Raw genomic sequence first — 22,198 nt, forward strand, 5'->3', positions numbered from 1 at the left:
GTTTCAAGTGCCCAAGCTACCGCAACATCCTGCCCCGCTGATGCCTGATCCCAAGGCCGCGGGTCTGACGCGCCAAATCACAGGTCGGGATCAAACCGGTGCGTCTGTGGCGATTGCAGTGGTCGAGGAGCGTCCGCTGACGATCTATCTCAATTCCCAAGAAATCGTCACAGCCATGACCATTGGCGATCATCCCGAATACCTTGCGTTGGGGTTTTTGCGTAATCAGGGCATGTTGCCGGATGTGGGTGATGTTTTGGGCGTTGATTTTGATGAAGAGGTGCAGGTGGCCGTGGTGCGCACGGGCGCGCAGACGACATTTGAGGAAAAGCTGAAGAAAAAGACGCGGACCAGTGGCTGTGCCGTGGGCACGGTTTTTGGCGATATGATGGAAGGGCTGGCAGGGCTGGAATTGCCCAAGTCCGAGGTGCGCACATCGTGGCTCTATGCGCTGGCCCATCAGATCAACACGCTGCCCAGTCTCTACCTCGAAGCAGGGGCCATTCACGGAACGGTGCTGTGCCAAGGCGACACGCCCTTGGTCTATATGGAGGACGTCGGACGTCATAACGCCGTGGACAAAGTGGCGGGCTGGATGTTGGCCCATGATTGCGATCCCAGCGACAAGATCCTTTATACAACCGGCCGATTGACCTCTGAAATGGTGATCAAATGCGCGACCATGGGCATTCCGGCACTGGTCTCGCGCTCGGGCTTTACGGCATGGGGCGTTGATATAGCGCAGCAAGTTGGGCTGACCTTGGTGGGGCGGATGCGTGGGCAGCGATTTACTTGCCTTGCGGGCGAGGATCGTCTGATCCGTGATGCAGAGGTGCGCGGATGAAACAACCGATTGGTTTGATTTTGGCCGGGGGTCAGGCGACCCGAATGGGCGGCGGTGACAAGTCGCGGAACGACTTGGGTGGACGGTCCATCCTGAGCCATGTGATTGAACGACTAGAGCCGCAAGTGTCGCAAATTGTGCTGAATGCCAACGGCGATGCGGGCCGCTTTGACGATACGGGCTTTTCTGTGGTGCCTGACAGTATTGACGGGTTTGCCGGTCCTTTGGCGGGGGTTTTGGCGGGTCTGGATTGGGCGGCCGCCCATGGGGCCAGCCACGTGGTGTCGGTGGCGGCAGATACGCCCTTTTTTCCCTGCGATCTGGTGCCTCAATTGATCCTCGCCGCCGAGGCGCAAGATAAACCGATTGCGCTGGCCGCCAGTCCCGATCCGGTCAAAGGTATGATGCGCCATCCTACTTTTGGGTTGTGGCCCGTTAATTTGCGTGAGGATCTGCGCGCGGCGCTGTTGGGTGGGCTGCGCAAGGTGGTTTTGTGGACCGATACCCATGGTACCGCACAGGCGGCTTTTCCGGCACCGGTGTTTGATCCTTTTTTCAACGTCAACACACCCCATGATTTGGAAACGGCCCGCGGCCTGATGGAGGACTTATGAGAGTATTTGGTGTCGTTGGGTGGAAGAACGCGGGCAAAACCGGCCTGATGGAACGGTTGGTGACAGAAATCTGCGGGCGCGGCGTCACTGTGTCCACGATCAAACACGCGCACCATAATTTCGATGTAGACCAACCGGGCAAAGACAGCTATCGCCACCGGGTTGCAGGGGCGCGCGAGGTCTTATTGGCGTCGGGCAATCGCTGGGCTTTGATGCATGAACTGGCCGGCGAGGACGAGCCGCCACTGGCGGACCTGTTGGCCAAACTTGCCCCTGTCGATCTGGTGTTGATCGAAGGCTACAAGCGTGACGATCATCCCAAAGTCGAGGCGTTTCGAACCGAAACGGGCCAGCCCTTGATCGCGCTGAATGACCCGACCATTCGGGCTATTGCCAGCAACACGGATGTGGATGTGTCCCAGCCTGTCTTTAATCTGGATGACACGGCCGCGATTGCTGATTTCATTCTTGCTGAGGTCGGTTTGTGAAATATGATCGCATCATAGCCGTGGATTGGTCAGCGCGGTCCAAACCGTCGCCGCGCAAACCTACAAAAGATGCGATATTCATCTGTATTTCTGGGCAACATCCTACCTATCACCGAACACGTGCCGCCGCGATAGACTATGTCAGTGACGTTTTGCAGGCGGCTTTGGCAGCGGGGCAAAAGGTGCTGATTGGATTTGATTTCAGTTTTGGATATCCAGTGGGTTTTGCGAAAAAACTTACAGGATCAGATCGTGGTTTGGCTGTTTGGAGCTGGTTGGCGGATCACATAAAAGATGGGCCTGACAACAGCAATAACCGCTTTGCCGTGATTAAAGATGTGAACGCCTTGTTTGAGGGCATTGGCCCGTTTTGGGGCTGTCCCATGGGTGTTGAGGACGAGGCACTGCCCGCAAAGGGCAGCCTGCGACACGGGCATGGCATGGCGGAAAGACGAGCTGTTGAAGATGCCGTATCTTCGGCCCAAAGCACGTGGAAATTGTTTACGACAGGCTCGGTTGGATCGCAATCTTTGCTGGGATTGCCCTATTTATGGGCTTTGAAACAGCACTATCGGGAGGATCTGGCGGTATGGCCGCTAGAGACGGGGTTTGAACAGCCCGATGCGAAAATAACGGTGGTCGAGATCTATCCGAGCCTAATGCGTCCTGAGTGTTCGCTTTCCTTGGAACACGCGTATCCCCATGAATTATATGATATTTTGGATGCCAAACAGGTCCGTTGGGTGTGTGATCAGTTCGACACCATGAATAAAGCCGAGACTTGGCCCGATGCTTTTGAGGTTTGCGCGAGACTGTCAAATGCGGATCAGATCGCACAAGAAGGGTGGATATTGGGGGCGACAGCGGCATGAAGCCTCCTGCATTGACAAATGACTGTTTTGCGTTGCCTCAAGGGATCCATTGGACACCTGTGGACGCAGCTTTGGCATTGCTTGAAGAGCGGTTGCATGTTGTAGTCAAGGGCGAGGATCTACCGCTGTTGGCGGCGTCGGGGCGGGTTTTGGCGGCAGATGTGACAGCGCAGCGGTCCAATCCGCCCGCGCCAAATTCTGCGGTTGATGGCTATGGCTTTGACGCACAAAGTGTTGTGGACGGGCCGAATATCTTACCTCTCGTCGATGGTCGGGCGGCGGCGGGTGTTCCTTTTTCGGGGGCTGTGCCAGCAGGCCATGCCATTCGGATCCTTACGGGGGCTTGTGTCCCTGATGGCGTGAACACTGTTGTCTTGGAAGAGGATTGCACTGTCGCTGACGAGGCGATTGCGTTTAACGGTCCTTTGAAACAGGGCGCGAACACACGCAAGTCGGGTGAAGATGTCGTGGCGGGCGACGTAATTTTAAAACAAGGCACCGTTTTGGCGGCACCTGAGTTGGCGATCTTGGCGGCCACGGGTGTATCGTCGGTGCAGGTCTATCGCCCTTTACGGGTTGCGGTCATTTCAACTGGCGATGAATTGGCCGAAGTGGGCAGCGTGGCCGGAGCAGGTCAGATTTTTGATGCAAACCGGCCGATGCTGTCGGCACTTTTTGCGCGATTTGGGGCCACAATCGTCGACATGGGGCAAAGCCGCGATAGCACAGAGGCATTGCGCAAGGTGTTGGACGAGGCAGCACATTCGGCGGATATGATCCTGACCTCGGGTGGGGCATCGGCAGGGGATGAGGACCATGTCTCGCGGCTGTTGGAACAGACGGGATCTATGGCGTTGTGGCGGGTTGCGATGAAGCCGGGGCGACCGATGGCTTTGGGGTTATGGAGCGGCATTCCGGTCTTTGGCCTTCCAGGAAATCCGGTTGCGGCCTTTGTCTGCGCATTGATCTTTGCAAAACCGGCGTTTGATATCTTGTCAGGCCGGACTGGACGCCGCCCTCAGGCGTTTTGGATTCCGGCTGCATTTTCCAAATCCAAAAAGGCAGGCCGTCGCGAATATCTACGGGCGCGCATGGGCACCGATGGCCGCGCGGAACGGTTCCATTCCGAAGGATCTGGGCGGATCAGTGGCCTTGCTTGGGCGGATGGGTTGATCGAATTACCCGACGAGGCAATGGATATCGCAGAGGGCGATTTGGTCAAATACCTGCCCTTTGCCAGTTTCGGGCTTTAGTTGAAAATACCAGCGACGCGGCCTAGCAACATGAACGCAACGGCGGTCCGTGTCGTCGAAAGTGCGGCAAGATTGGCGTCTGTGGCTTCGGGTTCAAAATCCAAGACCATCTTGTCGAACTTGCGCAAAAAATGGTGCGCTGCATCGCGAAACACCACGTCCTCGCGCATGCGACCGGCCGTCAACGCAAGGCTAGAGCGATCATGCACACCGCCCAGTTGGGCCACCATGCGCCCGCGCTCGCCCTTGGCAAAGCGCCGCCAAAGCTCGGGCTTGGCGCGGTCATAGCGCAGATCGTCCATGTAAATTCCGTCTTGCGACAATAGGGTCAGGATATCCTGAGCCGCCGTGATCACTTGGCTTGCCTTTCGATCCTTGAGGGCCATCCGTAGGGACGTGAACCCATCCAGATCCTCGGCGTTCTCCGGGAAGTTCAAAGCGCGGATCAGGTCATCTGTGGGCAGAGGGGGCGATAGATCCTCGGCTGGGGTACCAAGGGCCAGCGCGGGCTGATCATCCAATGGTGCGGGCCGTGAGGGCGTAAAGGCTGCGGTCTGGGCTTGCCGTGTTGAGGCAAAGGTCGCGATGACCGATTTGGTTTCTTCAGCGGCCTCGGCGAGGGCTTCTAGTTTTTGCTCGACCTCAGGTTTGTGCCCAAGGGTGGTAGATTGCTGTTGTTGGATATAGCTGCTGCGGATGCCATCTATGGCGGCTTGCAAGCGCGCGCTTTCCTCTCGCATCACCCGTACCGAGCGTGCTGACATCGCCGCAACCCAGATCATTGCCACTGGCAAAAAGATCGTCAGCATGACTGTGACAAACTGCATGCCATTAAAGTTATCGCGCGAATTGGGGATAAACACGAAAAACACCAAAGCACCCAGCAGCCAGATTATACTAAGCAACGTCGCAATAATCTCGGCCGCAGATATGCCCTGTGTAGCGGGACGGCTGGACAAATCAGGCCCGGGTGTGAGGGGTGTATTTTGGCGTGGGTCGGTCACAGTGTTTGCCAAGGTTCAGCTAAACGAGATCGACAGGATTTCATAAGACCTTACACCGCCGGGGGTGCGTACCTCGACACTGTCGCCTTCGTCCTTGCCGATAAGAGCACGGGCAAGCGGGCTTTTCATATTTAACTTGCCGGTCTCGATGTCTGCTTCTGGTTCGCCGACGATCTGGTAGGTTTTTTCTTCGTCCGTGTCTTCGTCGACCAATTCCACATAGGCGCCGAATTTCACGGTGCCGGATAGCTTGGATGTATCGATCACATCAGCAAGTGAAATGATGGCTTCCAATTCTTTAATCCGGCCTTCGATAAAGCCCTGCTTTTCCCGTGCAGAGTGGTATTCAGCATTTTCCTTCAGATCGCCCAGCTCACGCGCCTCTGCAATCGCCGTGATGATGGTTGGGCGTTCGACAGATTTTAGGTGCTTTAATTCTTCGTCAATCCGGGCATGGCCCGCTTGCGTCATCGGTATCTTTTCCATTGGGCGTCAGTTCTTTGCAGGGCGCAGGGATGCGCGCAGGTTGCGATGCCCTAAATGACCGCAGATGGCCCCTGATTGCAAGGCTTTGTCCGCAAAGCCCGCAGGATGATGCCTGTTGTCGCAGATGCTGAATTTGACGCCGTGTTGCGATTGACCCAAAGTGCAGGGATGTCTAATCACAACGACAGATTATTGCGTGCCACGGGAGCCTGTTTTGAATGTCTGAAATTTCGCGCGAAGCTATGGAATATGATGTTGTAATCGTGGGGGCAGGGCCGGCTGGTCTGTCCGCGGCGATCAAGCTGAAGCAACTGAACGCCGATTTGGACGTGGTGGTCTTGGAAAAAGGATCGGAAGTGGGCGCGCACATTTTGTCGGGAGCCGTTTTGGATCCCAGCGGTTTGGACGCGTTGATCCCTGATTGGGCCGAAAAAGGGGCGCCAATCACTGTGCCGGTGAAAGAAGACAACTTTTACATGTTGGGCGAGGCCGGTCAGGTCCGTATCCCTAATTTTGTGATGCCACCTTTGATGAACAACCACGGCAATTACATCGTCTCCATGGGCAATGTGTGTCGCTGGATGGCCGAACAGGCCGAAGAATTGGGCGTTGAAATTTTTCCCGGCATGGCCTGTTCCGAACTCGTTTACGGCGACAAAGGTGAAGTCAAAGGCGTGGTTGCGGGCGAGTTTGGCCTGAACGCTGATGGCACCCAAGGCGACGGCTACGAGCCGGGGATGGAGCTGCACGGCAAATACGTGTTCCTGTCGGAAGGTGTACGCGGGTCGCTGTCCAAACAAGTCATTGAAAAATATGCGTTGGATAATGACAGCGATGTTCAGAAATACGGTCTGGGCATGAAAGAGATTTGGGAAATCGACCCAGAAAAGCACAAAGAAGGCACTGTAACCCACACAATGGGCTGGCCTTTGGGCAGCAACGCAGGTGGGGGGTCCTTCATCTATCATCTTGATAACAATCAGGTCTATGTGGGCTTTGTGGTGCATTTGAACTACGAAAACCCGCATTTGTTCCCTTACATGGAATTCCAACGGTTCAAGCATCACCCGATGGTGGCTGAGTTGCTGAAGGGGGGCAAGCGCGTAGCGTATGGTGCCCGTGCGATCACCGAAGGTGGTTACCAGTCGATGCCAAAGATGGAGTTTCCGGGCGGCGCGCTGTTGGGCTGTTCTGCGGGTATGGTCAACGTGCCTCGGATCAAGGGCAACCATAACGCGATGCTGTCTGGCATTGCGGCGGCTGAGGCTGCTGTTGTTGCTTTGAATGAAGGACGGTCGGGCGATGAATTGAACGGCTACGAGGCGCTGGTTCGCACAGGGCCAATTGGCAAAGACCTTAAGCGGGTGCGCAACGTCAAACCGTTGTGGTCGCGCTATGGTCTGACCGCCTCATTGACTTTGGGCGCCGTTGATATGTGGGCCAACAACCTGCTGGGCCTTTCCGTTTTGGGCACGCTCAAGCACGGCAAGTCAGACGCAGCGGCTACGGGCAAAGCGATCAAATTTGACAAGATCGACTACCCTAAACCCGATGGAACGCTGTCTTTTGACCGTTTGACCAACGTCAGCTTTGCCATGACCAATCATGAAGAAAGCCAGCCTGCGCATTTGAAACTGACTGATGTAGATGTGCCGGTGGAAGTCAATTTCCACGAATATGCGGGGCCGTCGGCGCGCTATTGCCCGGCTGGTGTGTATGAATTTGTGCAAGAACCCGCTAAACCAACACGGTTCGTGATCAACTTTCAAAACTGTGTGCATTGCAAAACCTGCGACATCAAAGACCCAAGTCAGAACATCACTTGGACCACGCCGCAGGGTGGGGACGGACCCAATTACCCCAACATGTGAGACAAACTGACATCAAGTTGATGGATCAGGGGCGTTGCCAAGTCATGGTAGCGCCCCTAGTTTGTTGGGTAACAGGTTTATAAGGAGGGCCATGATGCCCCGTTTGTCGTTTAGCAGTATCACCCTTGCCGCCGCTTTGGCGTTGGCCCCTGTCACCCAAGCGCAGGCACAAGCCAGCGCGGGATCCTATTTGGCAGCGCGGCATGCCAGCTTCTTTGCTGATTTCGACAAAGCGGTGATCTATTACATTCGGGCTCTGGCGCAGGATCCGCAGAATCCGGTTCTGCTGGAAAATGCGATTTCCGCCTATGTTGGATTGGGCAAGTTCCCGCAGGCCAACACCCTGGCTAGCCGGATGAGTGAAGTGGGCATTCAAAGCCAAGTGGCAAGCATTGTTGGTAGTGCGGTTTTGGTCAAAGACGGCGCCTTTGACACTTTGGTTTTAAAGCACCGTGATGGAGGCGGAATTGGCCCCTTGGTTGACGGGCTTTTGTTGGCGTGGGGATTGGTGGGGCAAGGCAATATTACGGATGCCTTTGCTCAGTTTGACAGTCTTGGCGAAGCCCCTGGACTGAAGAACTTTGCGATGTATCACAAGGCCTTGGCCCTGACATCTGTTGGGGATCTTGAGTCTGCTGACGCCTTGTTCTCGGGTCGTGAGGCAGGCCCGCTGCGCAGCACGCGCCGTGGGGCCCTTGCCCATGTTGAGATCCTCAGCCAGTTGGACCGCAACGACGATGCGATAGACTTGATCGACAATGTCTTTGGCGAAAGTCTGGACCCGGGATTGCAAGTCACGCGCATGGCGCTGGCAGGCGGGCAAACCCTGCCTTTGACCATGGCGCGCACGGTTCAGGATGGGGCTTCTGAGGTGTTCTATTCCGTAGCCTCGGCGTTGCAAGGCGAAGCGTCGCCGTCCTATGCGCTGCTCTATTCCCGCGCGGCAGAATTCCTGCGCGAGGATCATATCGAAGCGTTGCTGATGTCGGCCGAATTCCTTGAGGAACTTGAGCAGTTCGATTTGGCCAATGCCACCTACGACCGTGTTCCGCGCGAAGACCCAGCGTTTCACGCAGCAGAGTTGGGACGTGCGGCGGCCTTGCGGCAAGCAGGCCGTGATGATGCCGCGATTGAGGTTCTGCGCCAGCTTACGGAAACTCATGGGCAATTGCCTGCGGTGCATATCACTTTGGGTGACACGTTGCGCTATCTTGAACGGTATGACGAGGCCAGCGAGGCCTATGATGCAGCGATTGCCCTTTATGTGGATGAAAAACCAAACCAATGGTTTGCCTATTATGTGCGTGGGATCACCCATGAACGCATCGGCGAATGGCCTGCTGCCGAGGCTGACTTTCGCAAAGCCTTGGATCTGAACGCTGACCAGCCGCAGGTGTTGAATTACTTAGGCTATTCGATGGTCGAACAGGATATCAACCTCGACGAGGCGTTGGAGATGATCGAAAAGGCTGTCGCAGCACGGCCAAACAGCGGCTACATCGTCGACAGCCTAGGCTGGGTTTTGTTCCGTATGGGAAAATATCAAGAAGCGGTTGTTCATCTGGAACGCGCCAGCGAATTGGAGGCTGTCGACCCAATTGTAAACGATCACTTGGGTGATGCATTTTGGGCCGTTGGTCGCAAGATCGAGGCGGAATTCCAGTGGCATCGTGCGCTATCTTTTGATCCGACCGAAGACGATGCCAAACGTATTCGCCGCAAATTGGAAGTGGGCCTCGACAAGGTGCTAGAGGAAGAAGGCACCGCGCCGTTGCAATTGGCCGCTGACTGAAACGGCCTTTGTGATGAAGCGTCGTCTGGCCCCTGCCAAGGTCAACCTTTGCCTGCATGTTACGGGTCTGCGATCTGACGGGTATCACCTGTTGGACAGCCTTGTGTGCTTTGCTGACTTTGGGGATTACGTCAGCCTCACGCCCGCTGCTGAAACTGTGCTTACGGTCACAGGGCCTCGTGCCGAGGGTGTGCCTACGGACGGTCGAAACCTGATCCTAAAGGCACATGAATTTTTTGGTGAAGCACCAGAGGTCGCCATCGAGCTGGAGAAAAATCTGCCTGCTGCCTCTGGAATTGGTGGAGGCTCTGCCGATGCGGCGGCGACGTTGCGGTTGTTGTCGGACCTCACGGGGCGGCCTGTTGTGGAAAATACTGCGCGTTTGGGTGCCGATATTCCCGTTTGTTTGCAGGACAATGCGGTGCGCATGCAGGGTGTTGGTGAGGTGCTGACACCAATTGTGGGGCTGCCGCAGATGGACGCCATATTGGTCAATCCGCTTAAGGGCGTCAGCACGCCTGAAGTATTCAAAGCACTTGTTCACAAGAAAAACGCGCCGATGTCACACTGTCCGCAAGGTGGGTCGCTGTCAGAATTCTTGAACTGGCTCGACCAACAGCGCAACGATCTGGAACCGATCGCCAAGGAACTGGTGCCCGAAATTGAGGATGTTCTTGATAGCCTGTCAGCTGCTGCTCTGGCGCGTATGTCGGGGTCTGGGGCCACGTGCTTTGGCATCTATGCCGACCGCCCGTCTGCCACCAAGGCTGCCGCTAAAATCGCGGCGGATCATCCAGGTTGGTGGGTGCAGCAAGTCAGGCTTAACTGACCCGGGCCACAACATAATCAGCTAAGTCCAGCAACATTTGACGAATGTCGCTGTCAGGAAGCCTGCGCAAAGCAGCCTTTGCCTTTTCTGCCCAATCCAAAGCGTCCTGACGCGTGGCGTCCATGGCACCGTGTTTGGCCAGCAGCGCCAAAGCGGTTTCCAGATCACCGTCGTTTTGCTGACCTTTTTCAATGGTCCGGGACCAAAATGCCCGCTCTTGGGCGTCTGCCTTTGCGACGGCTTTGATCACTGGCAGGGTCAACTTACGTTCGCGGAAATCGTCGCCGACGTTTTTACCAGTGGCTGAAGCATCGCCACCATAATCGAGCAGATCATCAACAATCTGGAACGAAACCCCCAAAGCATCGCCATAATCAAACAGCGCTTGAACTTGATCTGCGGGCTGATCTGCGATCACGCCGCCCACTTCCATAGCGGCTGAAAACAGCGCCGCTGTTTTGCCGCGGACCACTTGCAGATAGATGCTTTCGTCGGTCGCAAGATCCTGCGCTGCGGTCAGCTGAAGAACTTCGCCTTCAGCTATGGTGGCCGCAGCATTGGCCAAGATATCAAGGACACGCATATTGCCGGTTTCGACCATCAATTGGAACGAACGCGCGAACAAATAGTCGCCCACCAAAACGGACGATTTATTGTCCCAAAGCAGATTCGCTGTGGGCCGTCCACGGCGTTGTCCGCTTTCGTCCACCACATCGTCATGCAGCAAGGTCGCTGTGTGAATAAATTCAACCGTTGCGGCCAAATGCACATGGTAAGGGCCCGTGTAGCCGCACATTTTCGCCGCAGCCAAGGTCAGCATTGGGCGCAGACGTTTGCCGCCTGCCTCGACCAAATGCGCAGTGACTTCGGGGATCCGCGGCGCATGTTTTGAGGCCATCCGCGCACGGATCAGTGTGTTGACCTCATCCATTTCGCCCGTCAGGGCCGCGCTGAGGCGTTCATGGGGTTTTACGATTGCGTCTTGCAGGCCCATCACGGTTCCGTTCACATGCTCGACACCCTATCTGGATGCCCTTAAGTCTACTGTCATGAAAGAACTATTGCGCACAACTGATCCGACAATCATCGCTTTTGCAAAAGCCCTCCTTGAGGGCGAAGATATAGACTGCTTCGAAATGGACGTAAACATGAGCATCCTCGAAGGGGGCATCGGCATAATGCCGCGCCGCTTGATGGTGTTGCAACGCGATCTGTTCACGGCGCGCTCGGTCATGCGCGACAATGAGATCGAGGTCACAGTTGATCGCTGAGGTCACTGATAATGCCTTTTTGGGTGGTAAATTGATGCTGCGGCAACCGGCCAAAGGATACCGCGCAGGGCTTGATCCGGTTTTGCTGGCGGCCTGCGTACCGGCAGTCCCTGGTCAAAGAGTTCTGGATCTGGGTTGTGGCGTTGGGACGGCTTTGTTTTGCCTTGGCGCGCGTGTGGATGGCCTGTCTTTGTCGGGTTTGGAAATCCAACCGGACTACGCTGAATTGGCGCGATTTAATGCAGCTGAGAACGGAATAGAGGCGCAGATTTGTGCAGGCTCTGTCAGTGATTTGCCGCAAGAGTTACGGCAGAAAAGTTTTGACCATGTTATCGCCAATCCCCCTTATTTTGAGGAAACCAGCGTGACCAAAGCGCAAGATAGCGGGCGCCATATAGGACGTGCCGAACATGTGCCGCTGTCGGATTGGTGCAGGGCAGGGATCAAACGATTGGCCCCCAAAGGACGATTTTCGATGATCATGGTGGCGGATCGGTTGCCCGAGGTGTTGGACGCGTTCAACGCTGGCTTGGGGGATGTTGCAGTTAAACCGATTGCATCGCGCCAAGGTCAGGTGGCCCGATTGGTTCTGATCCAAGGGGTGAAAAACGCGCGTGGTCCGTTTAGGCTGCATAGCCCTTTGATTTTGCATCAAGGGGACCGGCATATCAAAGATGGTGAAAGCTATCGTAAAACTGTCGCTGATATTTTGCGCAATGGGGCGCCGCTTTCTTTCGAAGATTAAGCTTCTGGTAAGAACTTACCCTAGATACTTCTAGGCAGTTCATGAATGCGCCTGCAGCGTGACTTTGAACATCAACTGTGATCTACTTTAAATCACATCGTAACTTTGAGAGGAGATTGCCCATGAGCCTGACCACACATATTCAGGAACTACGCAAAAAACACCAAAGTCTATCGGAGGCTGTCGAAGATGCACAGCGCAGCCCCAGTATCGACGATCTCGACATCGCGACACTCAAAAAACAAAAACTTCACCTTAAAGAACAAATAAATCGACTGTCCCAAACCTGAGGGACCTATTGCGGTGGTGGAATGTCTGCCGCCGCAATCAATTGCCTGTTGCGCCCCACTGTTTTGATTGGATCCGCTTGCTTTAGCACCCAGTCGCGAAACGCTGCGATATTTGGCCGGGTTTCGTTACCTAAGGGGCATAAGAACCGGAACTGAGCGGTTGTCGAAATCGCGGTTTTGAACGGTGCGACCAAGCGACCACTTAAAATATCTTTGTGGGCCAGTGTCACGCGGGCCAATACAATCCCTGCGCCAGCAAGGGCTGCATCTATCGCGTGATCTGCTTGTGAAAATCGTGGTCCATGGCTGGTGTCGGCTGCTATTTTGATCGCCCGAAACCAGGCTGGCCAATCACAAGGGTTGTGCAAGAAATTGATGCTGTCGTCGTGGATTAAAGGTGCATTGGCCAGCTTTGCGGGCGTGTCGTATTTCTGCGCCAGTTCAGGTGTCATCACCGGGGTTACCCATTCGCGGGCCAATGGGGTCGAATGTAGGCCGTCATCGGGGCCATAGCCGAACCGAATTGCCAAATCCACTTCATCACGATCAAAATCCATAATTCTCAGGCCTGCTGTCAGCCTTAGATCGATTTCTGGGTGGGCTTGGGCAAACTCATAAAGGCGCGGCGCCAACCACTTGGCGGTAAAGGCGGGGCCAGCGGTTACGGTTAACGTTGTGTTATCTGAAATCCGCTGAGTGTTACGCCAAGCCGTGGTTAACCGGGCAAATCCCTCGCTGGTGCCTGGCGATAAAGTGCGCCCCGCTTCGGTCAATTCGACAGCGCGGTTCAGCCGCCGGAAGACAGGTGCGCCCAAATGCTCTTCTAGTGACTTGATTTGAAACGATAAAGCGGCTGGTGTGACGTTCAATTCGTCCGCGGCCTTGGCAAAGGACAGATGGCGCGCGGCTGCTTCAAAGGCACGCAGGGCTGTGAGTGGGGGTAAACGGTCAGACATTTCACATAAGTATATCTTAACTAACGGGTTGGAAAGTCTCGTTTGTCAGTTTGCGCTTGGACGCCCATATTAAGGGCAAGTCAAATGACACCGTAATGCAAAGGAACATCACATGTACCAGCCAGCAACTACTTTGAACCAACGCGAAGCTTTAGACGCAGGGCGTGCTGCCCGCGCCGAAGCTTTCGCCGAAATGATCAGCTTTTTCACACGTGCCCGCACTTGGACGTTTGGGTTTGTTCCGGCAGCCTCAGGTCATTAAGACCCGCGCAGCCGAGCACAAAAAAGGGCCAGTCACGATGACTGGCCCTTTTATTTTGTCGTAAAGCCAAGGCTTTAACTCATGTATTGGCCGCCGTTGGCAGAGATTGTTGAACCAGTGATAAAGCCCGCCTCATCTGAGGCCAAGAACACAACAGCCCGTGCCATTTCTTCTGGCTCGCCCAAGCGTCCCACTGGTATCTGTGGCAAAATCACGTCGTTCATCACTTTTTCCGGGATCGTCGCCATCATTTCAGTGTTGATGTAGCCTGGTGCAATCACGTTCACAGTGATGCCAGCGCGCGCGCCTTCCTGGGCCAAAGCTTTGGTAAAGCCGATATCGCCAGCTTTTGCAGCAGCATAGTTGGCTTGGGCAAACTGGCCCTTTTGACCATTGATCGAGCTGATTGTGATGATCCGGCCAAATTTCCGCTCACGCATGCCCGGCCAGCAGGGGTGGGTCATGTTGAACACGCCGCTAAGGTTCGTGTTCATCACCTCGTTCCACTGTTGGGGCGTCATTTTATGGAAAGGGGCGTCGCGCGTGATCCCGGCGTTGTTCACCAAAACCTCCACAGGGCCAAGATCGGCTTCGACCTGTGCGATCCCCGCAGTGCAGGCGTCATAGTCGGCAACGTCCCATTTGTAGGTTTTAATGCCAGTTTCGGCGGTAAAGGCAGCTGCCTTTTCATCGTTACCTGCATATGTTGCAGCGACTTGGTAGCCTTCTGCTGCCAGAGCTTTTGAAATTGCGGCGCCAATGCCGCGAGAGCCGCCTGTGACCAGTGCTACGCGTCCCATATGTGATTCTCCTTAACGGGGGTTGGTGATCTGGATAGATCACAGTCAAATTCGTCACGCAATAAAATTGCGCGACGTTTTGGTTTTTTGTACTAATCAGTCGCGCTCGACGCAGAGGGCGACGCCCATACCGCCGCCGATACACAGTGTGGCCAAGCCTTTTTTGGCGTCGCGACGCTTCATTTCAAAAAGTAGCGTGTTCAAAACGCGGCAGCCTGAGGCCCCAATGGGGTGGCCGATTGCAATGGCGCCACCGTTGACGTTCACGATCGAAGGATCCCAACCCATGTCTTTGTTAACAGCGCAGGCCTGCGCGGCGAAGGCTTCGTTTGCTTCGACCAGATCCAAATCATCTACGGCCCAGCCCGCTTTTTCCAAAGCTTTGCGTGAAGCGTAAATCGGACCGACCCCCATGATGGATGGGTCAAGGCCAGCGGTTGCATAGGAGACGATGCGTGCCAAGGGTTCGATCCCACGCTTTTCTGCATTGTCTGCAGACATCAGTATTGTCGCTGCAGCGCCATCGTTAATGCCAGATGCGTTTGCGGCTGTGACGGTTCCGCCGTCACGCACAAAGGCTGGACGCATTTTTTGCATGGCTTCGATGTTGGCGCCGTGACGGATATATTCGTCTGCATCCACGATGATTTCGCCTTTGCGTGTTTTCACGGTGAAGGGGACGATTTCATCTGCAAAGCGGCCGGCTACCTGTGCAGCTTCGGCTTTGTTTTGGCTGGCCAAGGCGAATTCATCCTGCGCGTCACGGCTGATTTGCCATTTTTCGGCAACGTTTTCAGCGGTTTGACCCATGTGATAATTGTTGAAGGCATCCCACAGACCGTCGCGGATCATAGTGTCGATATACTTCATATCGCCCATCTTTTGGCCAGACCGCAGATGAGCGGCATGGGCGGACAAAGACATGCTTTCCTGACCGCCGGCTGCCACGATATCTGCGTCGCCCAATTGAATGTGCTGGGCCCCCAAGGCGACGGCGCGCAAACCCGAACCGCAGACTTGATTGATGCCCCAAGCAGCAGCTTCTTTCGGAAGGCCTGCGTTTATATGGGCTTGGCGTGCTGGGTTCTGGCCTTGGGCGGCAGTCAAAACCTGACCCAAAATGGTTTCAGACACTTCGCCCTTTTCGATCCCTGCGCGGGCTACAACTTCTTCCAACACTGCCGCACCCAGATCGTGGGCTGGTGTGTTGGCAAAGCTGCCAGAAAAGCTGCCGACGGCGGTCCGGGCGGCAGATGCGATTACTACGTTGGTCATGAAACACTCCTTCTGAGTTTCTTCTTTCGAAGACTGAAGGACCCCACAATCATGTTCGCAGGCCCCAGCCCTTATGATGCGGTCTGGTTAGTGCACTGGATGGGTTTTAGGCAAGGTAAACCTTGATGCCTATGCTGCGCTGCGGCGAAATGCCCAATAATTAGGCGCGACCTAGGCGCGATGCAGGTTCTTGGTTTTTTCCGTGTGCCACGGTGCTTTCACAGATGGGACGCCAAAGAAGTAGCCCTGTAAACAGTCAACCCCTTGATCGATCAGATACAGCGCATCCTCACGGCTTTCGATGCCTTCTGCTACGGTCAACATGTCAAAGTGTTTGCCGATGGACAAAAGCGCGCTGACCAAGACCTGATTGTCGGCATCCTGATGGATGCCTTGTATAAACTGCTGGTCTATCTTGATGATATCAAAAAAGAAATCGCGGAAATATCGGAAAGCGGTGTAGCCAGCACCGAAATCATCAAGGGCAAAACAAATGCCTTTTCGCTGCATATCGCCCATGAAACTGGTGACCAATTCTGGCATCAGCATTGCTGAGCTTTCGGTGATCTCTAGGATAAGACGTTCTGCAATTTCAGGCTGCTCGCGCAGCCCGTCTTCGAGGGTGGCGAGCCATTTTTTATAGCCGATTGAACGGGCCGACATGTTGATTGAGATCCGCAAGCTGGGATCAATCTTGAGATTTCGCAATCCCAGCTCAAGAGATAGGCAATCTACAAGACGGCCGATTTCAGTGTTTTCGATGGTGTTTATGAAGTCTTTGGCGGGAATGATTCTGCCTGTTGCGTCTAAAACGCGGATCAATCCCTCGTAGAATGCAGGTTGTTTTGGACGATTGCCAAGAACGACAGGCTGAAACGCCAACATTGCCTCTTTGTATTGAAGCGCCTTGGCGACCATATCCAATGTTTTCTTGTCGCGTTCTCGTACGGCAATATCCAAAGGACTGGCAGGTCCGCGATCGCCGCGGCTTTTTATTGGTCTGTCTTGTCGGGACATCTGTGTGGCTCCACTCTTGTCTCACCCGAGACTTTGGATGCAGGAAAAGAATGAATGGGTCGTAAAAGGTAAAATTCTAACGTAACCAATATCAAAGCGGGAACAGGGTGGATTCAAATGACCGAGCGTTGCGGATGGGTGGGGCTGGAACCCATCTATGAAACCTATCACGATACCGAGTGGGGCGTGCCTGAATGGGACAGTCGCGGGCTGTGGGAAAAGCTTGTTTTGGACGGGTTTCAAGCGGGGCTATCTTGGATCACTATCCTCAAGAAACGCGAGGCCTTTCGCGAGGCTTTTCAAGGGTTTGATCCAAATGTAATCGCAACGTGGGGCGAAGATGACGTGCAGCGGCTGTTGCAAAACAAGGGCATCATCCGTCATCGTGGAAAGATCGAAGCAACGCTGACCAATGCCCGCGTCTGGCAGGTCATCGAGCAGGAGGTTGGTTTTGACAACTATCTCTGGGGCTACGTTGATTTTAAGCCTATTCAAAACACATTTCAGAGTTTGGATGAGGTGCCTGCATTCACCGATTTATCCACACAAATTTCCAAAGATTTAAAGAAACGTGGATTCAAATTTTGTGGGCCTACAATCGTTTATGCCTTCATGCAGGCCGTTGGGATGGTCAACGATCATTTGGTCAGTTGCCCGCAACATGCACCCTGTGCGGCTTTGGCGCAAAAGCCTTAACTGGGATCTGGCAACAATGCCTCTAAAACCGCCACAGCATTGTCGCTGCCCCAATCAGCGGCGCCTAGCATTCGGGCAATCTCCATTCCATCGGGATCAATGACAACTGTGACCGGCATGCTAAGGACACGCATGTCGCGGGCGAACCGTTGTTTGGTGTCTTTGTGGAATGGCAAGTTGTCGATTCCGTTTTCAGCAAAAAACGCGGCCACGGCGGCAGGATTATTGCGGCCTACGGCGACGGTCACAACCTCAATAGGTTGGTCGGCTGTGCGGTCTTGTAAATGGCTGAGATGCGGCATTTCTGTCAGGCAAGGCGCGCACCACATAGCCCAAAAATTCAGAACCACATATTGGCCTTTTAGGTCTGCCAATTGCATGTCACTGCCGTCGGCGGCTTGGAAAACCACATCCGATACGGCCACGGGCGTCTTGTGGAACCGCAACTTTTTCATATCCCCTTCAGCAAGGGCAGCGGCGCGCAGAGGGTCTGCATGGGTAACGCTGCTGATTGCGCCAAGGCCAAGCACCGTATAAAGCAGCGCCGAGATCAGAAATTTCATGTTTCCTCCAAAGGACAACCGATGACCAAAACCTCGAACCAGATGTGGGGTGGCCGTTTTGCCACTGGGCCCGATGCAATTATGGAAGCAATTAATGCGTCCATCGGGTTTGACCAGCGTATGGCGGCACAAGACATCGAAGGGTCAAGGGCCCATGCCGCGATGTTGGCGGCAACAGGCATTATCACAGATACCGATGCCGAGGCGATCAGGGAAGGCCTGCTCACGGTGTTGTCAGAGATTGAAACAGGACGCTTTGAATTTTCGGCGGCTTTGGAAGACATCCATATGAATGTGGAGGCCCGGTTGAAGGATCTGATCGGGGAACCGGCAGGGCGCTTGCACACAGGTCGGTCGCGCAATGATCAGGTGGCTGTGGATTTCCGGTTGTGGGTGCGGGATCAAGTGGATGCAGCCATCGAGGGCATTCAGGCGTTGATGGCGGCCCTTTTGGTTCAGGCCGAGGCTGGTGCGGCTTGGGTTATGCCGGGTTTTACCCATTTGCAGACGGCGCAGCCGGTGACGTGGGGCCATCATATGATGGCCTATGTGGAAATGTTGGGTCGTGATTTGTCGCGCTTTCAAGATGCGCGCGAGCGGATGAACGAAAGTCCTCTGGGCGCTGCGGCTCTGGCGGGCACATCGTTTCCTATCGACCGCGAGATGACGGCTGCGGCACTAGGGTTTGACCGGCCCATGGCAAATTCGCTGGACGCCGTGGCGGATCGCGATTTCGCCTTGGAATTTCTAAGCAACAGCACGATTTGCGCCATGCACCTTAGCCGCTTTGCTGAAGAGTTGGTGATTTGGTCTTCTGCCCAGTTCCGCTTTGTGGCCTTGTCGGATCGGTTTTCCACGGGCTCCAGCATTATGCCCCAGAAAAAGAACCCTGATGCAGCCGAATTGATCCGCGCCAAGATTGGGCGTATTTTGGGGGCAACGGTCAGCTTGTTTACGGTCATGAAGGGCCTGCCGCTGACCTATTCCAAAGATATGCAGGAAGACAAAGAGCAAGTCTTTGACGCCGCCGACAGCCTGATGTTGGCACTGGCTGCCATGACCGGCATGGTCAGTGATATGACGGCAAATACCGATAGCCTTGAGGCCGCCGCCGCCGGTGGGTTTTCCACGGCGACGGATTTGGCCGATTGGTTGGTGCGCGCATTGAATATGCCGTTTCGCGATGCGCACCATGTGACGGGCACATTGGTGGCCATGGCAGAAAGCAAAGGGTGTGATTTGCCGGATCTGAGCCTTGCAGACATGCAATCGGTCCATAGCGAGATCACCCAAGATGTGTTTTCGGTTCTGACCGTGCAGGCCTCGGTTGCATCACGCGTCAGTTATGGTGGCACTGCCCCTACGCAAGTTTTGGCCCAAGTGGCCGCTTGGAAAGAGCGTTTGGCTTAAATACCGAAAAAAATAGTAGTAAATCGCCAACTTTTGGCTGGTATCGCTGTTGAGTGGGGACTCAATTTAGGTGGTGTAATGGCGCGTATAGATGGCGACGATTTCGACAATATTTTATACGCCGTGACGGGCGAGCGTAATGCGCTTTTTGCCTGGCGTGGCGATGATATCCTCTATGGAGCAGAGCTATACGATTATCTGGATGGGTCCCGTGGCAAAGATATCCTTTATGGTGCTGCAGGGGCCGATAGCCTGCGTGGTGGTTTGGGTGCCGATACCCTCTTTGGTGAGGACGGCGATGATAGCATCCTTGGCCAAAACGGCGCGGATAAGGCCTTTGGTGGTTTGGGTGCCGATATGATCGAGGGCGGCCTTGGCGCCGATATTTTGCGCGGTGGGGCGGATAACGATACGATTTATGCCGGCAACAGCTCCTTTAACAAGGCCAACAATACGCTGGACCGGCTTTATGGGGGCACGGGGGATGACACCCTGTACGGCGACGGTGGTGGCGATGTTTTGGACGGGGGCGATGGCGATGATCTGATGTATGCCTCCCTGCGCTTGGATGCCAACATTGTGGGCGCAACCCTTGAGGGCAAAGCCGGGCAGGATCAGCTGTTTGGCGCTGGCGGTGATGACGGGCTTTATGGCGGCGCTGATGCGGATCATTTGTTTGGTTACGCCGGGCGGGATATTTTGGACGGCGGCCTTGGTGCCGACACGTTCTATTTCGCCAGTGGATTTGAGCGCGATAAAATCCTCGATTTTGATGGCACAGACGGCGACAAGGTGATCTTGGATATGGCTCTGATTAACCCGTCGATCCAAACCGGTACTGATGTCATCACGGAATATGGTGGCTTTAACGCCAAGGGCGATGCGGTTTTGACCTTTGGCGGTGGCGATGCCCTTGTGTTCAAAGATGTGGATACCCTCGCAGATCTGGCTGATCACATCGATATGGATGCATTCGTGTTTTGATTTGACTCTGCCCTCACAGAGGTCACATTCCTAGGCGTTCAACCAGTTAAGGGTGTGGCGATGCGTGTTCTTCTTCTTTGTGCGGTTTGTGGCCTTTTGGCCGGTTGTGGTGCTGATGGTGCGCCCCTGACACCCACAGATCCAAAATATTCCGCGACCCTTGGGGTGGGCAGCTCGGGCGTACGCACAGGGGCCAATGTCAGCTTTGGCTTGGGCAAGGTCCGCATCGGGATTGGTCGCGGGTTATGAGTGTTTTGCGGTTGGTATTTTTGGCTATGGCCATTTGGGGCGCCATTCATCCCATGTACTATTTTATTGCATGGTTTCAGGCCGAAGGCTGGGCGTTGGGCCCGATGATCGACGCATGGTACGTGAATGATGCGACCAGTGGATTGGTCTGGGATCTGACGATCGCCGCCCTTGCTCTAACGGTGTTCGTCGTCGCCGAAAGCGTCAAGCAACGCAATTGGATCGGCCTGATCGCAGTTCCCGCGACGTTTTGCATTGGGGTCAGTTGCGGGTTGCCGCTGTATCTTTTCCTGCGTAAATCGTCCTGAACTTTTAGGATTGCGATCTGATGGACCATTTTTTGTACCGCGACGGTGTGCTCTTTGCTGAGGACGTCCCAGTCTCCGAGATTGCCGCCAGCGTGGGGACGCCATTCTACGTCTATTCTGCTGCCACGTTTTTGCGTCATTTTCAGCTTTTTGATGAGGCGTTGAATTGGGGGCCGCATCTGGTGTGCTTTGCGATGAAATCCAATTCGAACCAGGCCATCCTCAAGTTGTTGGGCGATGCGGGCGCTGGCATGGATGTTGTGTCGGGCGGTGAATACCAAAGGGCGCGGGCCGCAGGCGTGTCTGGCGACCGGATTGTATTTTCTGGCATTGGCAAAACCGAAGCCGAAATGCGCATGGCCATTGAGGGGGGTATTCGTCAGTTTAACGTCGAATCCGAACCTGAGATGCGTGTGCTGTCCAGTGTGGCCGCCAGCATGGGTGTTGAGGTGCCGATCACTGTGCGGATCAACCCCGATGTTGATGCAAAAACTCACGAGAAAATCTCGACCGGTAAGAAGGGTGACAAATTCGGTATTCCGATCAGTCGCGCTCATGAGGTTTACGGCCTTGCCGCCAGCCTGCCGGGCCTGAAGGTCATTGGCATCGACGTTCATATTGGCTCACAATTGACCGATCTCGAACCGTTCCGACTGGCCTATCAAAAAGTCGCCGAACTAACAGAGGCTCTGCGCGCGGAGGGTCACGAGATTATGCGCCTCGATCTGGGGGGGGGCTTGGGCATTCCGTATGTTCAATCGAATATCGCACCGCCTTCGCCTGTGGATTATGGCAAGATGGTTCAGGAAACGGTTGGGCATCTGGGTTGTGAGATCGAGATTGAACCGGGGCGTCTGATTTCTGGTAATGCTGGGCTGATGGTCAGCAAAGTGATCTATGTCAAATCCGGCGAGGACCGGAATTTTCTGATCCTTGATGGCGCAATGAACGATCTGATCCGTCCGGCCATGTACGGTGCGCATCATGACATTATTCCCGTGGTTGAGCCTGCACCGGGCACGGAAAAGGAACCCTACGACATTGTGGGCCCCGTGTGCGAAAGCGGCGATACCTTCGCCAAAGGGCGCGATATGGTGCCGATGAAACCAGATGATTTGGTGGCCTTTAGGTCGGCTGGGGCTTACGGCGCTGTGATGTCTTCGGAATATAATTCACGGCCACTCATTCCCGAAGTTTTGGTCCATGGTGATCAATTTGCGGTTATCCGCCCACGTCCAACCTTTGACGAAATGATAAATCGAGATACCATTCCAGAATGGTTGTAACGTAGCCAGCCATCCCCAACATAGGGAACTGGA

General features: G+C 54.8%; 26 protein-coding genes. 18 read left to right on the forward strand and 8 right to left on the reverse strand.

Annotation, left to right across the window (positions count from 1 at the left end; genetic code table 11):
* Positions 1 to 40 precede the first annotated feature (40 nt).
* Genes ACIRQ6_RS00960 through glp form a run of 5 tightly spaced genes read left to right on the forward strand, consistent with a single transcriptional unit; the run spans position 41 to position 4,071 of the window.
* Positions 41 to 844, forward strand: coding sequence for a formate dehydrogenase accessory sulfurtransferase FdhD (locus ACIRQ6_RS00960; protein WP_420863829.1), 804 nt, complete (start codon positions 41 to 43; stop codon positions 842 to 844).
* Positions 841 to 1,458, forward strand: a complete 618-nt coding sequence (gene mobA, locus ACIRQ6_RS00965; protein WP_420862260.1) for a molybdenum cofactor guanylyltransferase MobA — start codon at positions 841 to 843, stop codon at positions 1,456 to 1,458. The genes ACIRQ6_RS00960 and mobA overlap by 4 nt, the downstream gene beginning before the upstream one ends.
* The gene (mobB, locus tag ACIRQ6_RS00970) at positions 1,455 to 1,946 is read left to right on the forward strand and encodes a molybdopterin-guanine dinucleotide biosynthesis protein B (RefSeq protein ID WP_420862261.1); all 492 of its coding nucleotides are present in this window, start codon (positions 1,455 to 1,457) and stop codon (positions 1,944 to 1,946) included. Before mobA ends, mobB begins: the two co-directional genes overlap by 4 nt.
* Complete coding sequence (locus ACIRQ6_RS00975) at positions 1,943 to 2,818, forward strand: hypothetical protein (RefSeq protein ID WP_420862262.1); 876 nt, start codon at positions 1,943 to 1,945, stop codon at positions 2,816 to 2,818. Before mobB ends, ACIRQ6_RS00975 begins: the two co-directional genes overlap by 4 nt.
* The gene (gene glp, locus ACIRQ6_RS00980; RefSeq protein ID WP_420862263.1) at positions 2,815 to 4,071 is read left to right on the forward strand and encodes a gephyrin-like molybdotransferase Glp; all 1,257 of its coding nucleotides are present in this window, start codon (positions 2,815 to 2,817) and stop codon (positions 4,069 to 4,071) included. Before ACIRQ6_RS00975 ends, glp begins: the two co-directional genes overlap by 4 nt.
* Here the strand turns inward: glp and ACIRQ6_RS00985 are convergent.
* Positions 4,068 to 5,075, reverse strand: coding sequence for a hypothetical protein (locus ACIRQ6_RS00985; protein ID WP_420862264.1), 1,008 nt, complete (start codon positions 5,073 to 5,075; stop codon positions 4,068 to 4,070). The two genes, glp and ACIRQ6_RS00985, sit on opposite strands and share 4 nt — an antisense overlap.
* Before the next feature lie 15 nt (positions 5,076 to 5,090).
* The gene (gene greA, locus ACIRQ6_RS00990; RefSeq protein ID WP_420862265.1) at positions 5,091 to 5,561 is read right to left on the reverse strand and encodes a transcription elongation factor GreA; all 471 of its coding nucleotides are present in this window, start codon (positions 5,559 to 5,561) and stop codon (positions 5,091 to 5,093) included.
* A gap of 218 nt (positions 5,562 to 5,779) precedes the next feature.
* Between greA and ACIRQ6_RS00995 the strand changes: the two genes are divergently transcribed.
* From ACIRQ6_RS00995 to ACIRQ6_RS01005, 3 genes are all read left to right on the forward strand, one after another.
* A complete protein-coding gene (locus ACIRQ6_RS00995) occupies positions 5,780 to 7,432 on the forward strand; it encodes an electron transfer flavoprotein-ubiquinone oxidoreductase (RefSeq protein ID WP_420862266.1) in 1,653 nt (550 codons plus the stop codon).
* A gap of 91 nt (positions 7,433 to 7,523) precedes the next feature.
* Positions 7,524 to 9,224 (forward strand): tetratricopeptide repeat protein, encoded by a 1,701-nt coding sequence (locus tag ACIRQ6_RS01000; RefSeq protein ID WP_420862267.1) that lies wholly within the window; start codon positions 7,524 to 7,526, stop codon positions 9,222 to 9,224.
* A 13-nt stretch (positions 9,225 to 9,237) separates the two neighbouring features.
* Positions 9,238 to 10,053 carry a 4-(cytidine 5'-diphospho)-2-C-methyl-D-erythritol kinase gene (locus ACIRQ6_RS01005; protein WP_420862268.1) on the forward strand — a complete coding sequence of 272 codons (816 nt, stop codon included), beginning with the start codon at positions 9,238 to 9,240 and terminating at the stop codon, positions 10,051 to 10,053.
* Here the strand turns inward: ACIRQ6_RS01005 and ACIRQ6_RS01010 are convergent.
* Positions 10,046 to 11,047, reverse strand: coding sequence for a polyprenyl synthetase family protein (locus ACIRQ6_RS01010; RefSeq protein WP_420863830.1), 1,002 nt, complete (start codon positions 11,045 to 11,047; stop codon positions 10,046 to 10,048). The genes ACIRQ6_RS01005 and ACIRQ6_RS01010 overlap by 8 nt on opposite strands.
* Before the next feature lie 55 nt (positions 11,048 to 11,102).
* Between ACIRQ6_RS01010 and ACIRQ6_RS01015 the strand changes: the two genes are divergently transcribed.
* The 3 genes from ACIRQ6_RS01015 (at position 11,103) to ACIRQ6_RS01025 (ending at position 12,359) form a co-directional block, all read left to right on the forward strand.
* Positions 11,103 to 11,324 carry a DUF2007 domain-containing protein gene (locus ACIRQ6_RS01015; protein ID WP_420862269.1) on the forward strand — a complete coding sequence of 74 codons (222 nt, stop codon included), beginning with the start codon at positions 11,103 to 11,105 and terminating at the stop codon, positions 11,322 to 11,324.
* Positions 11,296 to 12,069, forward strand: a complete 774-nt coding sequence (locus ACIRQ6_RS01020) for a tRNA1(Val) (adenine(37)-N6)-methyltransferase (protein WP_420862270.1) — start codon at positions 11,296 to 11,298, stop codon at positions 12,067 to 12,069. The genes ACIRQ6_RS01015 and ACIRQ6_RS01020 overlap by 29 nt, the downstream gene beginning before the upstream one ends.
* Positions 12,070 to 12,191: 122 nt before the next feature.
* Entirely contained in the window at positions 12,192 to 12,359 is a 168-nt protein-coding gene (locus ACIRQ6_RS01025; protein WP_420862271.1) for a YdcH family protein, read from the forward strand.
* Positions 12,360 to 12,364: 5 nt separating this feature from the next.
* On the opposite strand, the gene ACIRQ6_RS01030 is transcribed toward ACIRQ6_RS01025, so the two are convergent.
* A complete protein-coding gene (locus tag ACIRQ6_RS01030; RefSeq protein WP_420862272.1) occupies positions 12,365 to 13,315 on the reverse strand; it encodes a transcriptional regulator GcvA in 951 nt (316 codons plus the stop codon).
* 112 nt (positions 13,316 to 13,427) lie between these two features.
* On the opposite strand from ACIRQ6_RS01030, the gene ACIRQ6_RS01035 reads away from it, so the two are divergent.
* Positions 13,428 to 13,577 carry a hypothetical protein gene (locus ACIRQ6_RS01035; RefSeq protein WP_420862273.1) on the forward strand — a complete coding sequence of 50 codons (150 nt, stop codon included), beginning with the start codon at positions 13,428 to 13,430 and terminating at the stop codon, positions 13,575 to 13,577.
* 74 nt (positions 13,578 to 13,651) lie between these two features.
* Here ACIRQ6_RS01035 and phbB read toward each other — a convergent pair whose 3' ends face one another.
* The 3 genes from phbB to ACIRQ6_RS01050 all read right to left on the reverse strand — a co-directional run bounded on the left by phbB (position 13,652) and on the right by ACIRQ6_RS01050 (position 16,669).
* Entirely contained in the window at positions 13,652 to 14,377 is a 726-nt protein-coding gene (gene phbB, locus ACIRQ6_RS01040) for an acetoacetyl-CoA reductase (protein WP_420862274.1), read from the reverse strand.
* A gap of 96 nt (positions 14,378 to 14,473) precedes the next feature.
* A complete protein-coding gene (locus ACIRQ6_RS01045; protein WP_420862275.1) occupies positions 14,474 to 15,652 on the reverse strand; it encodes an acetyl-CoA C-acetyltransferase in 1,179 nt (392 codons plus the stop codon).
* 171 nt (positions 15,653 to 15,823) lie between these two features.
* Positions 15,824 to 16,669: an EAL domain-containing protein gene (locus ACIRQ6_RS01050; RefSeq protein ID WP_420862276.1), complete on the reverse strand. Its 846-nt coding sequence runs from the start codon at positions 16,667 to 16,669 to the stop codon at positions 15,824 to 15,826.
* A gap of 117 nt (positions 16,670 to 16,786) precedes the next feature.
* On the opposite strand from ACIRQ6_RS01050, the gene ACIRQ6_RS01055 reads away from it, so the two are divergent.
* Positions 16,787 to 17,365: a DNA-3-methyladenine glycosylase I gene (locus tag ACIRQ6_RS01055; protein WP_420862277.1), complete on the forward strand. Its 579-nt coding sequence runs from the start codon at positions 16,787 to 16,789 to the stop codon at positions 17,363 to 17,365.
* Here ACIRQ6_RS01055 and ACIRQ6_RS01060 read toward each other — a convergent pair.
* Positions 17,362 to 17,928 (reverse strand): TlpA disulfide reductase family protein, encoded by a 567-nt coding sequence (locus ACIRQ6_RS01060; protein WP_420862278.1) that lies wholly within the window; start codon positions 17,926 to 17,928, stop codon positions 17,362 to 17,364. The genes ACIRQ6_RS01055 and ACIRQ6_RS01060 overlap by 4 nt on opposite strands.
* A gap of 21 nt (positions 17,929 to 17,949) precedes the next feature.
* On the opposite strand from ACIRQ6_RS01060, the gene argH reads away from it, so the two are divergent.
* From argH to lysA, 5 genes are all read left to right on the forward strand, one after another.
* On the forward strand, positions 17,950 to 19,338 hold the full coding sequence (gene argH, locus ACIRQ6_RS01065; protein WP_420862279.1) for an argininosuccinate lyase: 1,389 nt from the start codon (positions 17,950 to 17,952) through the stop codon (positions 19,336 to 19,338).
* A 78-nt stretch (positions 19,339 to 19,416) separates the two neighbouring features.
* Positions 19,417 to 20,322: a calcium-binding protein gene (locus ACIRQ6_RS01070; protein ID WP_420862280.1), complete on the forward strand. Its 906-nt coding sequence runs from the start codon at positions 19,417 to 19,419 to the stop codon at positions 20,320 to 20,322.
* 60 nt (positions 20,323 to 20,382) lie between these two features.
* Positions 20,383 to 20,571: an argininosuccinate lyase gene (locus ACIRQ6_RS01075; RefSeq protein ID WP_420862281.1), complete on the forward strand. Its 189-nt coding sequence runs from the start codon at positions 20,383 to 20,385 to the stop codon at positions 20,569 to 20,571.
* The gene (locus ACIRQ6_RS01080; RefSeq protein WP_420862282.1) at positions 20,568 to 20,879 is read left to right on the forward strand and encodes a DUF2834 domain-containing protein; all 312 of its coding nucleotides are present in this window, start codon (positions 20,568 to 20,570) and stop codon (positions 20,877 to 20,879) included. Before ACIRQ6_RS01075 ends, ACIRQ6_RS01080 begins: the two co-directional genes overlap by 4 nt.
* A 20-nt stretch (positions 20,880 to 20,899) precedes the next feature.
* A complete protein-coding gene (gene lysA, locus ACIRQ6_RS01085; RefSeq protein ID WP_420862283.1) occupies positions 20,900 to 22,165 on the forward strand; it encodes a diaminopimelate decarboxylase in 1,266 nt (421 codons plus the stop codon).
* Positions 22,166 to 22,198: the final 33 nt, after the last annotated feature.

This window comes from Algirhabdus cladophorae (genome assembly GCF_044772865.1).
Taxonomy (GTDB): Bacteria; Pseudomonadota; Alphaproteobacteria; order Rhodobacterales; family Rhodobacteraceae; genus Algirhabdus; species Algirhabdus cladophorae.